The 14,573-nt window shown below is 73.0% G+C and carries 15 protein-coding genes; 5 read left to right on the top strand and 10 right to left on the bottom strand.

The features are described from left to right. Positions 1 to 51 precede the first annotated feature (51 nt). The 5 genes from fabF to ABD973_RS22180 all read right to left on the bottom strand — a co-directional run bounded on the left by fabF (position 52) and on the right by ABD973_RS22180 (position 4,945). Positions 52 to 1,317 (bottom strand): beta-ketoacyl-ACP synthase II, encoded by a 1,266-nt coding sequence (fabF, locus tag ABD973_RS22160; protein ID WP_125595169.1) that lies wholly within the window; start codon positions 1,315 to 1,317, stop codon positions 52 to 54. Between the two features lie 79 nt (positions 1,318 to 1,396). Then, positions 1,397 to 1,648, bottom strand: a complete 252-nt coding sequence (locus tag ABD973_RS22165) for an acyl carrier protein (RefSeq protein WP_125595168.1) — start codon at positions 1,646 to 1,648, stop codon at positions 1,397 to 1,399. Positions 1,649 to 1,702: 54 nt separating this feature from the next. Beyond that, a complete protein-coding gene (locus ABD973_RS22170; protein WP_125821040.1) occupies positions 1,703 to 2,707 on the bottom strand; it encodes a ketoacyl-ACP synthase III in 1,005 nt (334 codons plus the stop codon). A gap of 19 nt (positions 2,708 to 2,726) precedes the next feature. Further along, positions 2,727 to 3,644: an ACP S-malonyltransferase gene (locus tag ABD973_RS22175; protein ID WP_345501690.1), complete on the bottom strand. Its 918-nt coding sequence runs from the start codon at positions 3,642 to 3,644 to the stop codon at positions 2,727 to 2,729. 89 nt (positions 3,645 to 3,733) lie between these two features. Further along, complete coding sequence (locus ABD973_RS22180) at positions 3,734 to 4,945, bottom strand: PucR family transcriptional regulator (RefSeq protein WP_125595165.1); 1,212 nt, start codon at positions 4,943 to 4,945, stop codon at positions 3,734 to 3,736. Between the two features lie 81 nt (positions 4,946 to 5,026). Here ABD973_RS22180 and ABD973_RS22185 point away from each other — a divergent pair, with 81 nt between their 5' ends. Beyond that, positions 5,027 to 5,686 carry a pirin family protein gene (locus tag ABD973_RS22185; protein WP_345501693.1) on the top strand — a complete coding sequence of 220 codons (660 nt, stop codon included), beginning with the start codon at positions 5,027 to 5,029 and terminating at the stop codon, positions 5,684 to 5,686. Positions 5,687 to 5,698: 12 nt separating this feature from the next. Here ABD973_RS22185 and ABD973_RS22190 read toward each other — a convergent pair whose 3' ends face one another. Then, the gene (locus ABD973_RS22190; protein ID WP_345504688.1) at positions 5,699 to 6,517 is read right to left on the bottom strand and encodes a serine hydrolase domain-containing protein; all 819 of its coding nucleotides are present in this window, start codon (positions 6,515 to 6,517) and stop codon (positions 5,699 to 5,701) included. A 54-nt stretch (positions 6,518 to 6,571) separates the two neighbouring features. Between ABD973_RS22190 and ABD973_RS22195 the strand changes: the two genes are divergently transcribed. Beyond that, positions 6,572 to 7,012, top strand: coding sequence for a MerR family transcriptional regulator (locus ABD973_RS22195; protein ID WP_125821037.1), 441 nt, complete (start codon positions 6,572 to 6,574; stop codon positions 7,010 to 7,012). A gap of 23 nt (positions 7,013 to 7,035) precedes the next feature. After that, complete coding sequence (locus ABD973_RS22200) at positions 7,036 to 8,061, top strand: aldo/keto reductase (RefSeq protein WP_345501695.1); 1,026 nt, start codon at positions 7,036 to 7,038, stop codon at positions 8,059 to 8,061. Positions 8,062 to 8,232: 171 nt separating this feature from the next. On the opposite strand, the gene ABD973_RS22205 is transcribed toward ABD973_RS22200, so the two are convergent. From ABD973_RS22205 to ABD973_RS22215, 3 genes are all read right to left on the bottom strand, one after another. Then, positions 8,233 to 9,096 carry a DUF4429 domain-containing protein gene (locus ABD973_RS22205; RefSeq protein WP_206436512.1) on the bottom strand — a complete coding sequence of 288 codons (864 nt, stop codon included), beginning with the start codon at positions 9,094 to 9,096 and terminating at the stop codon, positions 8,233 to 8,235. 86 nt (positions 9,097 to 9,182) lie between these two features. Then, positions 9,183 to 10,352 (bottom strand): alpha/beta hydrolase, encoded by a 1,170-nt coding sequence (locus ABD973_RS22210; RefSeq protein WP_345504690.1) that lies wholly within the window; start codon positions 10,350 to 10,352, stop codon positions 9,183 to 9,185. 319 nt (positions 10,353 to 10,671) lie between these two features. Next, positions 10,672 to 11,334 (bottom strand): TetR/AcrR family transcriptional regulator, encoded by a 663-nt coding sequence (locus ABD973_RS22215; RefSeq protein WP_125821034.1) that lies wholly within the window; start codon positions 11,332 to 11,334, stop codon positions 10,672 to 10,674. Positions 11,335 to 11,462: 128 nt separating this feature from the next. On the opposite strand from ABD973_RS22215, the gene ABD973_RS22220 reads away from it, so the two are divergent. After that, positions 11,463 to 13,061, top strand: coding sequence for an MFS transporter (locus ABD973_RS22220; RefSeq protein ID WP_345501698.1), 1,599 nt, complete (start codon positions 11,463 to 11,465; stop codon positions 13,059 to 13,061). Positions 13,062 to 13,260: 199 nt separating this feature from the next. Next, positions 13,261 to 13,641 carry a peptidase inhibitor family I36 protein gene (locus tag ABD973_RS22225; protein WP_125821032.1) on the top strand — a complete coding sequence of 127 codons (381 nt, stop codon included), beginning with the start codon at positions 13,261 to 13,263 and terminating at the stop codon, positions 13,639 to 13,641. Here the strand turns inward: ABD973_RS22225 and ABD973_RS22230 are convergent. Further along, on the bottom strand, positions 13,638 to 14,444 hold the full coding sequence (locus tag ABD973_RS22230) for a potassium channel family protein (RefSeq protein ID WP_345501700.1): 807 nt from the start codon (positions 14,442 to 14,444) through the stop codon (positions 13,638 to 13,640). The two genes, ABD973_RS22225 and ABD973_RS22230, sit on opposite strands and share 4 nt — an antisense overlap. Positions 14,445 to 14,573: the final 129 nt, after the last annotated feature.

Genomic DNA, 14,573 nt, shown 5'->3' on the forward strand with positions numbered 1-14,573 from the left:
CGAAGGCCCCGCCCGGCAGCTGCCGGGCGGGGCCTTCGTCGTGGTACGGGATCAGACGGTGCGGAACGCGAGGCTCACGTTGTGGCCGCCGAAGCCGAAGGAGTTGTTGATCGCGGAGATCGGGCCGTCGACGGGCAGCTTGCGCGGCTCGCCGAGCACGATGTCCGCGTCGATGTCGTCGTCCAGCTCGTCGACGTTGATCGTCGGCGGGGCGATCCGGTGGTACAGCGCCAGCACGGTCGCGACGGTCTCGATGCCGCCCGCGCCGCCCAGCAGGTGACCGGTCATCGACTTGGTCGCGGAGATCGCGATGTGGTCGAGGTCGTCGCCCAGGACCTTGCGCAGGGCCTTCACCTCGGCCGTGTCCCCCTGCGGGGTGGACGTGGCGTGCGCGTTGACGTGGACCAGCTCGGACGGGTCCAGCTGCGTGTTGTCGAGCAGGTTCTGCAGGGCGGCGGCGACACCGCGGCCCGTCGGCTCCGGCTGCGCGATGTGGTGGCTGTCCGCGGACAGGCCCTGGCCCAGCACCTCGCAGTAGACGCGGGCGCCGCGCTTGGCCGCGTGCTCGGCGGACTCCAGCACCACGACGCCGGCACCCTCGCCGAGGACGAAGCCGTCGCGGCCCTTGTCGTACGGGCGGGAGGCCGTGGTGGGGCTCTCGTTGTTCTTGGACATCGCCATCATGTTGGCGAACGCCGCGATCGGCAGCGGGTGGATCGCCGCCTCGGTACCGCCGGCGACGACCACGTCGGCACGCCCGGTACGGATCATCTCGACGGCGTAGCCGATGGCCTCGGCGCCCGAAGCGCACGCGCTGACCGGGGTGTGCACACCGGCGCGGGCGTTGACCTCGAGGCCGACGTTGGCCGAGGGGCCGTTCGGCATGAGCATGGGAACGGTGTGCGGGGAGACCCGGCGCACACCCTTCTCCTTCAGTACGTCGTACTGGTCGAGCAGGGTGGTGACACCGCCGATGCCGGAGGCGATCACGGTGCCCAGGCGCTCGGGGACGACGGCTTCGTCCTCGCCGGCCGGGGCGGTGTAACCCGCGTCGGCCCAGGCCTCGCGGGCCGCGATGAGGGCGAACTGCGCCGAGCGGTCGAGCTTGCGGGCCAGCGGGCGGGGGAGTACCTCACCCGGGTCCACAGCGGCCTGGGCGGCGATGCGGACCGGCAGTTCGGCGAAGCGCTCGCCCTCCAGGGGCGAGACGCCGGACCGGCCGGCGAGCAGACCTTCCCAGGTCGAAGCGCTGTCGCCACCCAGCGGAGTGGTTGCGCCGATACCGGTGACGACCACGGTGCGATTGGTCGGGCTCACAGGAATTCTTTCTCCACGTCTAAGGGGGTGCTGAATTGTCACGGCGCCACCGCCGGGTGGCGACAAACGCTCGTCAGGCTCAGGCAGCCTGGTGCTTCAGGATGTAGTCGGCGGCGTCGCCGACCGTCTTGAGGTTCTTGACGTCCTCGTCGGGGATCTTGACGTCGAAGCGCTCTTCGGCGGCGACGACGACCTCGACCATGGACAGCGAGTCGACGTCCAGGTCGTCGGTGAAGGACTTGTCGGTCTCGACGTCCTCGACCGGGATGCCCGCGATCTCGTTGACGATCTCCGCGAGACCCTCGACGATTTCTGCCTGCGTGGCGGCCATGTGGCGCTCCTTCTGTAGCTAACTGGTGGATCAGGGTGGGAAGTGATCCCGGCCCTAGGGGAGGGTAACGACCGTCGCGGCGTAGACGAGCCCCGCCCCGAAGCCGATGACGAGCGCGGTGTCGCCGCTCTTCGCCGCTCCGGTCGCCAGGAGCCGCTCCATGGCGAGCGGAATCGAGGCGGCCGACGTGTTGCCGGTGGTTTCGACGTCACGGGCGACCGTGACGTGCTCCGGCAGCTTGAGAGTCTTCACCATCGAGTCGATGATCCGCATGTTGGCCTGGTGCGGGATGAAGACGTCCAGGTCGTCCGGGGTGATCCCGGCGGCGTCGAGCGCCTGCTGGGCCACCTTGGCCATCTCGAAGACGGCCCAGCGGAAGACCGCCTGACCCTCCTGCGTGATGGCCGGGAACTTCTGGGCGGTGTCCGTGCTGCGGAACTCGTCCCACGGCACGGTCTGCTTGATGGTCTCGGACTTGTCGCCCTCCGAACCCCACACCGTGGGGCCGATGGCCGGCTCGTCCGAGGGGCCGACGACCACGGCGCCGGCACCGTCGCCGAACAGGAAGGCCGTCGCGCGGTCCTCCAGGTCGGTCAGGTCCGAGAGCCGCTCGACACCGATGACGAGCACGTACTGGGCGGAACCTTCCACCACCAGGCCCTTGGCGAGCGTCAGGCCGTAGCCGAAGCCGGCACAGCCCGCCGAGATGTCGAACGCGGCGGGCTTGCCCGCGCCGATCCGGTGCGCGATCTCCGTCGCGACCGCCGGGGTCTGCTTGAAGTGCGAGACCGTCGAGACGATCACCGCACCGATCTGCTCGGGGGACACGCCGGCGTCGGCGAGCGCCTTGCCGGAGGCCTCCACCGACATCGCCGCGACCGTCTCCTGGGGCGAGGCCCAGTGCCGGGACGCGATGCCCGAACGGGAGCGGATCCACTCGTCGGAGGAGTCGATCGTCTCGAGGATGACCTCGTTGGGCACCACCCGGGTCGGGCGGTAGCCGCCGACACCGAGGATGCGGGCGTACGGGGAGCCCTTGGCCGGCTTGATCTTGGACATGCTGTGTGGGCTCCTTCTCTCAGGCCGTCTGCTCGGCGATGAGCGCCTTGGCCTTGTCGAGATCGTCCGGCGTCTTCAGGGCCACGCTGGGCACGCCCTTCAGCGCGCGCTTCGCCAGACCCGTCAGGGTGCCGCCCGGGGACAGCTCGATGATCCCGGTGACGCCCAGCTCGGCGAACTTCTCCATGCACAGGTCCCAGCGGACCGGGTTCGCGACCTGGCCGACCAGGCGGGCGACGACGTCGGCACCCGAGGCGACGACGAGGCCGTCCTTGTTCGAAACGTACGTCAGCGCCGGGTCCGCCGGAGCGAGGGCCTCGGCGGCCTTCTCCAGCGTGGCGACCGCCGGGGCCATGTGGTGCGTGTGGAACGCGCCCGCGACCTTGAGCGGCACGACCTTCATCGAGCCCTCGGGCTTCTCGGCGACCAGCGCCTCGATCTGCTCCGCGGTGCCGGCGGCCACGATCTGGCCCGCGCCGTTGATGTTGGCCGGGGTCAGGCCGAGCCTCTCCAGGTGCGCGACGACCACGTCCTGGTCGCCGCCCAGCACCGCGGCCATGCCCGTCTCGGTGACGGCGGCGGCCTCGGCCATGCCCAGACCGCGGGTGCGGACGAAGGACAGCGCGTCGCCCTCGCTCAGCACACCTGCGACGGCGGCGGCGGTGATCTCACCCACGCTGTGGCCCGCGACGGCACCGAAGGCCGTCGGCGAACCGAGCGCGGAAGCGGACAGCAGGCCGGCCGCGACCAGCAGCGGCTGGGCCACCGCCGTGTCGCGGATCTCGTCCGCGTCGGCGTTCGTGCCGTAGTGGGCGAGGTCGAGCCCGATGGCGTCGGACCAGCCCGCGACGCGGTCGGCGGCGCCGGGGAGTTCGAGCCAGGGAGTCAGGAAGCCGGGCGTCTGAGCGCCTTGGCCGGGAGCGACGAGTACGAGCACCCTCACACTCTCTCTTGTTGATGGTCTCCGCCGCCCGTGGGGACAGGGACGAAGAACCGTCGGGCTAATTGTTGATGTCCGACAAAAGTCTAGGGCTGCTGATCGCCGTCGGCCAGACGCCCGAGGATCAGGGCGATCCGCAGCGTGAACGCCGAACGGACATCGGACGGCGACCAGCCGGTGACGTCGGTCACACGTCGGAGCCGGTAGCGCACCGTGTTGGGGTGCACGAACAGCATCCGCGCCGCCCCCTCCAGGCTGCTGGCCTGCTCCAGGTAGACGCTCAGCGTCTCCAACAGCGCCGAGCCCGCCTCCTCCAGAGGTCTGTAGATCTCCTCCACCAGCTGCTCCCTGGCCGAGGGATCCGAGGCGATGGCGCGCTCCGGCAGGAGATCGTCCGCCAGCACCGGGCGGGGCGCGTCCTGCCAGGCCGTGCAGGCCTTCAGCCCGGCGGCCGCGGCCTGCGCCGACTTCGTGGCGTTCAGCAGGTCGGGGACCACCGGCCCCGCCACCACCGGACCGGCGGCGAACGGCCCGATCAGGGACTTGGCCACCTGCATCGGGTTGTCGCTGCCGCCCGCGATCACCACCAGGCGGTCGCCGAGCACCCCGGTCAGCACCTGGAGCTTGTGGTGGCGGGCCGCCCGGCGGATCGCCTCCACCGTCAGCTCGCTGTCCCCCTCCGGAGCGGTGCCGAGGACCACGCACACGTGCTCCGGGGAGTTCCAGCCGAGCGCCGCCGCCCGCGACAGCGCGCCCTCGTCGGCCTCGCCCGACAGCACGGCGTTCACGACCAGGGACTCCAGCCGGGCGTCCCACGCGCCGCGCGCCTCGGCGGCCTGCGCGTACACCTGGGCGGTCGCGAAGGCGATCTCCCGGGCGTACACCAGCAGCGCCTCGCGCAGGATCGACTCGTCGCCGGGGGCGGCCACCTCGTCGATCGCGGCCTCCATGACCTCGATCGTCGTACGCACCATCTCGACGGTCTGGCGCAGCGTGATCGCCCGGGTCAGCTCGCGCGGAGCCGTCCCGAAGACGTCGGTGGAAATGGCCTGCGGGGTCTCCGGGTGCCGGAACCACTCCGTGAAGGCCGCGATGCCGGCCTGCGCCACCAGACCGATCCACGACCGGTTCTCCGGTGGCATCGCCCGGTACCAGGGCAGGTTCTCGTCCATCCGCGCGATGGCGTTGGCGGCGAGCCGGCCGGAGGACTTCTCCAGCCGGCGCAGCGTCGCGGCGTGCGGGTGGACCGGATGCGCGGGACGCACCTCGGGGGACTGCTCACGTTCGGGTTGGGGCACGGGACAAGACTGCCTTATCGGCGGCCCGGCTCGGACTCGGGTCCGCGCCGAGGGCCCCGGGCGGCGGCTACGGTGGCCCACATGATCGATGTACGCCGCGCCGCCGACCGGTACGCCGGCGGGGATCCGGACGCCGGGATCACCACCCGCCACGCCTTCTCCTTCGGCTCCTTCTACGACCCCGACAACATCCGCTTCGGTCCGGTGCTGGCCTGCAACGAGGAGAGCCTCGCGCCCGGCGCGGGCTTCGACGAGCACCCGCACAGCCACACCGAGATCGTCACCTGGGTGGTGGAGGGAGAGCTCACCCACGAGGACAGCACCGGCGGGCACACCGCCGCCGTCCGGCCCGGGGACGTGCAGCGGCTCGGTGCCGGATCCGGGGCGCGGCACGTCGAGCGCAACGACGGCGGGGTTCCCCTGCGGTTCGTGCAGACCTGGCTCGCGCCGCTGACGGCGGGCGGGGAGCCGTCGTACGAGGTCGTGCGGGACCTCCCGGACGGCACCCCGTACGAGGTCCCGGCGGCGGGCGCGGTGCTGCACGTGCGGCGGCCGGGCGCGGGCGAGCGGGTCCCCGTACCGGAGGGCGAGCGGGTCTACCTGCACGTGGTGCGCGGGGACCTGCGGATCGACGGGCAGGAGCTGGGCCCCGGGGACTCGGCGCGGATCACCGGCGAGAAGGGCCTGGAGATCACCGCGGGGTCCCCGGGGGAGCTGCTGATCTGGGAGCTTCCGGCGTAGCGGCCCGGCGGCCTAGCCGGCGCGCAGTTCCGCGAGGACCGCGTCGGTGAAGGGCGTCCAGGCCTCGACGGCCCAGGGCCCGAAGGCGCGGTCGGTCAGGGCCACGCAGGCGGCGCGGACGTCGGGGTCCACCCACAGGAACGTGCCTGACTGGCCGAAGTGGCCGAAGGTGCGCGGGGAGGAGGTCAGGCCCGTCCAGTGCGGGGACTTGCCGTCACGGATCTCCAGGCCGAGGCCCCAGTCGTTGGGCGACTGGTGCCCGTAGCCGGGCAGGACGCCCTTGAGGCCCGGGTGGACCACGGAGGTGGCCTCGGCGACGGTGCGCACGTCGAGCAGCCGGGGCGCCTGGAGCTCGGCGGCGAAGCGCACGAGGTCGGCGACGGTGGAGACGCCGTCCTTGGCGGGGGAGCCCTCCAGGCTGGAGGCGGTCATGCCCAGCGGCTCGAAGACGGCCTGGTGCAGGTACTCCGCGAAGGGGATCCCGGTGGCCTTGGCGAGGTGGTCGCCGAGCACCTCGAAACCGGCGTTGGAGTAGAGCCGGCGCTGCCCGGGCGGGGCCGTGGCGCGGTGCTCGTCGAAGGCCAGGCCGCTGGTGTGGGCGAGGAGGTGACGGACCGTCGACCCCTCGGGGCCGGCCGGCTCGTCCAGTTCGAGCGCACCCTCCTCGTACGCGACGAGGACGGCGTACGCGGCGAGCGGCTTGGTGACCGAGGCGAGCGGGAAGCGGCGGGCCGTGTCCCCGTGGGAGCCGGCGATGCTCCCGTCGGCGCGTACGACGGCCGCCGCGGCGGCGGGTACCGGCCACGTCTCGATGGTCCGCAGGCTGTGCATGGTCTCCATGAGGCCGAGCCTACTTGCTTGGAGTGCACTCCAGGGTTCTAGCGTATGGGCATGGACCTGACGGAGACGCGGTACACGATCAGCGAGGTCGAGGCGCGGACCGGTCTGACCCAGCACACGCTGCGCTGGTACGAGCGGATCGGCCTGATGCCGCACGTGGACCGCTCCCATTCGGGGCAGCGGAGGTTCACCGACAAGGATCTGGGCTGGCTGTCCTTCGTGGGCAAGCTGCGCGCGACGGGGATGTCGGTGGCGGACATGGTCCGCTACGCCGAGCTGGTCCGCGAGGGGGACCACACCGTCGACGAGCGCCGTGAGCTGCTGGAGCGCACGCGCCGCGAGGTACGGGCGCGGCTCGCGGAGCTGACGGACGCGCTCGGCGTCCTGGACTTCAAGATCAACATGTATGCGATGAACACGATCAGCACGACGAGCGCACAGACGACGAGCACACGGGCGACGGGTACACGGGCGACGAGCGCCTGAACGGTCGCGGGGAAGGCACGGACATGACGGAGCACGGCACCACCCCCATCGAGCGGGCCGAACTGGGCAAGGGCGGACCGGTGGTCGGCGTCCAGGGCCTCGGCTGCATGGGCATGAGCGAGTTCTACGGGGAGACCGACGAGACGGCCGCCCGCGAGACCCTGGACGCGGCGCTGGCCGCCGGGGTCACCCTCTTCGACACCGCCGACGTCTACGGGCGGGGCGCGAACGAGGAGTTCCTGGCGCCCTTCGTGGCCGCCCACCGGGACGAGATCACCCTCGCCACGAAGTTCGGCATCGAGCGCAACGACGACCCGGCGTACCGGGGCGTCCGCAACGACCGGGCGTACGTCCGCCGGGCGGTCGAGGACAGCCTGCGGCGGCTCGGCGTCGACGTGATCGACCTGTACTACATGCACCGCCGCGACCCGCGGGTGCCGCTCGCCGAGTCGGTGGGCACCATGGCCGAGCTGGTGCGCGAGGGCAAGGTGCGCCACCTGGGCCTCAGCGAGGTCACCGGGCCCGAGCTGCGCGAGGCGCACGCCGTGCACCCCGTCGCGGCGGTCCAGTCGGAGTGGTCGCTGTTCAGCCGGGGCGTGGAGCGCAGCGTGGTCGGCGCGGCGGCGGAACTGGGCGTGGCCCTGGTGCCGTACTCCCCGCTCGGGCGGGGCTTCCTGACGGGCGCGTTCGCGGACGCGGCGGCGGAGCTGCCGGCCGACGACTTCCGGCGGCACCAGCCCCGGTACTCGGGCGAGAACGCCCGGGCCAACGCGGCCCTGCTGGCCCCGGTCCGGGAGATCGCGGCCGCGCACGGGGCCACGCCGGCGCAGGTGGCGCTGGCCTGGGTGCAGCAGCGGGCGGTGGTGCACGGGCTGACGGTCGTCCCGATCCCCGGCACGCGCAAGCCGGGCCGGCTGCTGGAGAACACCGCCGCCACCCGGATCACGCTGACCGACGCGGAACTGGCCCTGCTGGAGCCGCTCGCCGGGCAGGTGGCGGGCGCCCGCTACCCGGACATGACCTTCACCTCGGACTCCCGCGAGGCGTAGGCCGTGCTAGGCCGTGTCTTCCGGATCTTGCCTGACCCGCGCCGCCCGGCACCGCACCTCGCCGCGTTGGCGGAGCACCCGAGTACGTCCAGTACAAGGGCGCCCCGCCAACGCGCCGAGGCACGGCACCGGACAACGCGGGCTTAACCGGCAAGATCCGAAAGACACGGCCTAGGCGCCGGCGGTGAAGCTGGCGCGGAGGGTCGCGTACTCGGCGTCCGTCAGCAGGCCCGTGCTGTGCAGTTCGCTCAGGTGCGTCAGGCGGTCGTCGGACGCCCGTGCGCGCGGGACCGCGGCCACCGGCGCCCGTCCGCGCAGCGCGGCGAGCACGGCTGCCGCGAACGGCAGCGACTCGTGCACCGCCCCGTACCCCGTGCCGAAGACCGCGGCCGCGAGGTCGTGGTCCGGCGGGGCGGGGTCCGCGGCGGTGTCCCGGGGCCGCAGCCGCAGGTACCCGCCGCCCGGGCGGTCCGGGGAGGCCCACTCGACGCCGGACAGGTCGGCCAGCGCGAAACGCTGGTCGCCCGCCCGCCACTTGGCGCTGCTGGCACCCGTACGGGACCAGTGGAAGGTGACCGCGGAGCCGTCGAAGCCCAGCCGGGCGTCGTACGCCTTCAGCTGGAGCGGCGGCTGCGGCACCTCGACGAGGAAGCGGTCGGCGGGTTCGGCGCGGTCGGGCGCCAGCCGCTCGCGCACGGCGTCGGCGAAGGCGGCGGCCTGTGGCGCCCGGTCCCCGGGCAGCACCAGCCGGTACGGGTCGCAGCCCTCCTTCAGCTGCCCGGCGGCAGCCTCCATCAGCGGATCGGCGCCCGCGCGCGGGACGGCGCGCAGCACCACCGTCTCCCGTCGGCCCATCGCCCCGGCGGCGGCGCTCACGTCCACCCCGGACAACGCTTCCAGGGGGATCCGGCGCTCGCCCAGCGCGTGCCAGAGCCGTGGAGTTCGCATCCCCCGTGCGAAGCGGATGAGCACCGAGTCCGAGTCGAACTCCCAGACGGCATGATTTCCGGCCAGTACGTCACCCATGCGGCACATGGTAAAGGGACGCGCCCCCGCGCGTCCCCCTCGTCTTCCGACCCGGTTTTTCTGCTTGCTACGGGTCCGCGGCGGGGATGTCCCCGTCAGTCACCGTGCGTGGCGGAAATTCCGAGGCGGCAGTCCTCGCTCCCGTTCGCGCACGCGACGGAACCGAAGGTGCCGGTTCCGATCTTGGCGAAGTTGTCCAGCGAGGCCGTGCCTGGCTCGAAATAGCCGGTGTGGCTCCTGGCGCCCTCCGAGGACAGCAGCCGAGAGCCGAAGGCCGGGGAGACCGGGTCCGCGCCGTGGCCCAGCCCGCCGACCTCCATGTGCGGTACGCCGGAGATCCAGTCGCCCTCGTCGCGCATCGCCCAGACCCGGGCCGAGGTGTGCAGCCCGGCGACGTTCTCGGCGCGCATGCCCGGGCTGCCGGCCACCACCAGGTCGGTCACCCGGCCGGGCAGCCGGTGCGCGGCCACGCCGCACACCACCGATCCGTAGCTGTGGCAGAACAGGGCCACGCTCGCGTCCCCGGGCAGGGCCGCGGCCAGGGCCTCCAGCCGTGCGGCGCCCTGGACGGCGAGCCTGCCGGTGGCGGCGTCCACGCCGACGCCGGTGGGGGCGGTGTAGCCGGCCCAGGCGATGACGGCGGTGCGGCCGGCCGGCGCGGCCGACAGCTCCGCCTCGTAGAGGGAACGGCCCATGCCGGCGGGGGCGGTGAGGCGGCGCTGGGAGCGCTCGAAGGTGAGCGCGTCGGTGTCGACGCCGGGGACGACCACCGACACCCGGCGGGCCGCCGAGAGGTCGCCGAAGACCTCGGCGACGAGGCCGCCGCCGGTCGGGTCGAAGACGAGGATCTGCCGGCCGGGCTCGGCGAGGGACTCGAAGCGGTGCGCGCGCCGGACGGCGGTGCTCCGGTCGGCGGGGGTCAGGGCGACGTCCCGCCCCCGGGACTCCTCCAGGCGTGCGGCCAGCGCCAGGGAGCGGCGGTTGGCCCGGTAGCGCAGCTCGGCGGGGACCCCGTCGAGGTTGCCGACCACCAGCGGGTAGCCGTCGACGAGGTGGCTGCGCTGGGCGCCGTCGAGGTCGGCGAAGAACCGGGCGACCGTGCGTACGGGGGCGTCGGCGGGCGGTACGGGCCGGCCGTCGATCCGGGCCGAGGCCCACGCGACGAGCTCGGCGGCCCGCGCCTGGATCCCGGCGTCGGGTCGGTGCACGGCGGTCCAGCCGGTCGTCGCCAGCATCAGGAACACGACGCCGAGCGCGAGCAGCATGCGCAGGGCGGCGGGGCGCTCGGGAGCGTCCGGGGTGGTGGGGGCGGGGCGGCCGGGCAGGTTCACTGGAGCCAGACTAGGAGACCGGTGGAGGCTGCGGCGCGCCGGGTGACCGGGCTCACGGCCGGTCGTGGGACACATCTCCCCGCCGATCACGCTCTGTTGCGGCTCCGGTGGCCCGCGCGGGCCCGGCGGGTGTGCCCGGAACCACTCCCGCAACCCCTCCTCGAACCCCTCGCGCGGCGCCTCCCGCGCCCCCGGTCCGCGTCCGCCCCAGCCAGGCTCGCGGCCACCCCGGACCCCGTCGGCCTGCCCGCGGTCAGCCCGCCAGGGGCGCCCGGCGCCAGTCCTGCGCCAGGGCCGGGCCGATCTGGTCGAGGTAGGCCACGGTCATCCGCCGGATCGCGGCCACGCTGGTGTCCTCGCCCTGCCCCCAGAGCCGCCCCGTGACGCGCATCACTCCGCTGAACGCCGCCACCGCCACCCGGGGCCGCGGGTCGGCGTCCAGGTCGAGCCCCTCCCGGGCGGCGATCAGCCGGGCGATCTCTTCCTCCAGCTCGGTGGAGCGCCGCAGGTGAACGGCGAGCAGGGCGGGGGTGGACTCGATCAGCCGGTAGCTGCGCATGTAGAGGTCGACCGGCACCACGTCGGAGAGGGCCTCCTCGACCGTGTCCCAGGAGGCGAGCACGGCGTTGCGCAGGGCCTCCAGCGGGGCCTCGGACGCCGGCCGGGTCCGCAGGGCGGCCAGGAAGTGGGACTCGACCACGTCCTGCACGGCGAAGGCGACCTCCTCCTTGTTCGCGAAGTACCGGAAGAAGGTGCGCTGCGAGACCTCGACGGTGTCGGTGATCTCGTCGACCGTGGTCCGCTCGTAGCCCTGTGAGACGAAGAGCATCAGGGCGGCGCGCAGCAGCGCGTCCCGGGTGCGGCGCTTCTTGCGCTCGCGCAGTCCGGCCGCCGGCGCGGGCCGCTGGTCGGTCATCGCCGCGGGGTCCCCTCTGATCCTGATCTGACGCTGAGTAAGCGGTCAGGGTACCTGTGACGGACCTGACAGCCGCTGTCGCGTTAAGCCGTTTGTGAAGTGTCAGCGACTGTCACTAGCCTGTTCGCATGACGAATCAGATCACGCTCGCCAAGGAAACGGGCCCGGATCCGGCAGCGCGCGCCGGTCTGCGCGGCCACCCCTGGCTCACCCTGTTCGCGGTGGCCGTCGGCGTCATGATGGTCACCCTCGACGGCACGATCGTCGCCGTCGCCAACCCCGCCATCCAGAAGGACCTCGGCGCCAGCCTCGCCGAGGTGCAGTGGATCACCAACGGCTACCTGCTGGCCCTCGCGGTCTCCCTGATCACCGCCGGCAAGCTCGGCGACCGCTTCGGGCACCGCCAGACCTTCCTCGTGGGCATCGCGGGCTTCGCGCTCTCCTCGGCGGCGATCGGCCTGTCCACCGGCGTCGGGCTCGTCATCGGCTTCCGCGTCGCCCAGGGCGTCTTCGGCGCCCTGCTGATGCCGGCCGCCCTCGGCCTGCTGCGCGCCACCTTCCCCGCCGAGAAGCTCAACATGGCCATCGGCATATGGGGCATGGTCATCGGCGCCTCCACCGCCGCCGGCCCGATCGTCGGCGGCCTGCTCGTCGAGCACGTCAGCTGGCAGTCCGTCTTCTTCATCAACGTGCCGGTCGGCGTGATCGCACTGGTCCTCGGCCTGGTCATCCTGCTCGACCACCGCGCCGAGAACGCCCCGCGCTCCTTCGACCTGCCGGGCATCGTGCTGCTGTCGGCCGCGATGTTCTCCCTGATCTGGGCGCTCATCAAGGCAGCCGAGTGGGGCTGGGGCGACACGAAGACCCTGCTGTTCCTCGGCGCCTCGCTGCTGTGCTTCGTCCTCTTCGCCGCCTGGGAGACCAGGGTCCCCGAGCCGCTGATCCCCCTCGGCATGTTCCGCTCGCTGCCGCTGTCCGCGGGCACCGTGCTGATGGTGCTGATGGCCTTCGCCTTCATGGGCGGCCTGTTCTTCGTCACCTTCTACCTGCAGAACGTCCACGGGATGAGCCCGGTCGACAGCGGCCTGCACCTGCTGCCCCTCACCGGCATGATGATCGTCGGCTCGCCGCTGGCCGGCGCCGCCATCACCAAGGTCGGCCCGCGGATCCCGCTCGTCGCCGGCATGGTCGCCACCGCCGTCGCCTGCTTCGGCATGGCCCGGCTCACCCCCGCCACCGGCACGCTCACCATGTCGCTCTGGTTCGCCCTGCTCGGCCTGGGCCTCGCCCCCGTCATGGTCGGCGCCACCGAGGTCATCGTCGGCAACGCCCCGCTGGAGCTGTCCGGTGTGGCGGGCGGCCTCCAGCAGGCAGCCATGCAGGTCGGCGGCAGCCTCGGCACCGCCGTCCTCGGAGCGGTCATGGCGGCCGAGGTCAGTCACACGTTCGGGGACAACTGGCGGGGCGCCGGCCTGCCCCCGCTCACCCCGGAACAGCTCGACCTCGCGGAGAAGGGCGTACAGGTCGGCATCGCCCCCGTCCCGCCCGGCGTGCCCGAGCCGGTGGCGCGGACCATCGCCGGCGTCGCGCACGACACCTTCGTGTCCGGCATGAGCACGGCCTTCACCTGCGCCGCGGTCGTCGCCGTCCTCGCCGCGGTGGTGGCCTGCTTCACCAAGCGCGGACAGAACGCCGAAGCCGGAGCGGGCGCGGCGGCCCACATCTGAGCGGCGCGCCGACGCGTTACGGGTACGTCAACCCCGCGCCCGCCACAGCCCCGCCGGACGGTTCCGGCGGGGCTGTCGCCTATCCGGGTGGACCCGCCCGCAGCCCCTTCCGCCCGGCCGTCACCGCAGGTCAGCGTGGTGTCGACGGAGCACCGGAAGGAGTCCGGAGCCCGTCCGTCAAGGAGGAGTTGACCCCGTCATGCGTACGTGGAGCACCGCACGAGCCACCGCCCTCGCCGCCGCCCTGCTGGCCGCCGCCACCCTCGTCCCCGGCACGGCCGGCCAAGCCCACGCGGCCGGGCCGCCCTGCGCCACCGGGCAGCTGTGCCTGTGGGCGAAACCCGACTTCAAGGGCACCAAGCAGGTGTACGACCTGAGCACCCTCGACATCAACAGCTGCACGGCCCTGCCCGCCGGCCCCGCCTACCAGTCGCTGATCAACCGGACCGGGCGCCCGGTGACCACGTACCAGTCGGCCGAGTGCGCGGAGACCGGAGAGTTCCAGACCTACCCGGGCGACGGCACCTGGCTGCCGCAGTCCGCCTTCCAGATCAGGGCGTTCAAGATCTGGGAGCGCTAGGACACGGCCTGGCCCGCCTGCTCCCCGGCGGAGGCACCGGAGGGGACGCCGGGGGCGGCCTGGGCGGGCATCGCGCCCTGGCCGCCGCCCAGCAGCGCGACCTCGGCACGCAGCGCCCGTACCTCCTCCTGGAGCTCACGGATCGCCGCCAGCTGGAGGCGTTCCGCCTGGTCGTCCCGTTCGAAGCGGGCGATGAACCAGGCGGCGATGTTGGCCGTCACCACACCGAGCAGCGCGATCCCCGACAGCATCAGCCCGACCGCCAGCACCCGGCCCAGACCGGTGGTGGGGGAGTGGTCCCCGTACCCGACCGTGGTCATCGTGGTGAAGGACCACCACACCGCGTCGCCCAGGTTCTTGATGTTCCCGTCGGGGGCGTCCCGCTCCACGCTCAGCACCGCGAGCGAGCCGAACATCAGCAGCCCCACCACGGCCCCCGCCACATAGGTGGTCAGCCGGATCTGCGGAGCCATCCGCGCCCGCCGCCCCACCAGCAGCAGGGTCGCCACCAGCCGCAGCAGCCGCAGCGGCTGCACCAGCGGCAGCACCACCGCGGCCAGGTCCAGCCAGTGCGTCCGCACGAAGTGCCGCCGGTCCCGCGTCAGGCCCAGCCGTACGAGGTAGTCGACGGCGAAGGCACCCCACACCGCCCACTCCGCGTACGTGCAGGCCCGGTGCACGGACGGGTCGGCGTCCGGGGCGACGATCGGCACGGCGTACGCGGCGGCGAAGGCCACCGCGAGGACGAGCAGCGGGGTCTGGCTCCGCCGCTCCCACAGCAGCTGGCGGGAGGTTTCCTTCATGCGGAGCATCGTAGGGAAAGGGTGCAAGACGGGCGCCCGGCGGATCGGGGAGCACCCGGACGGGGGGCCTCACGCGCGCGTGCCCCGCCCGGAACATCCGGACGGGGCCCACGCTCACCGGCTCGCCGC

This window comes from Streptomyces racemochromogenes, assembly GCF_039535215.1.
Lineage (GTDB): Bacteria > Actinomycetota > Actinomycetes > Streptomycetales > Streptomycetaceae > Streptomyces > Streptomyces racemochromogenes.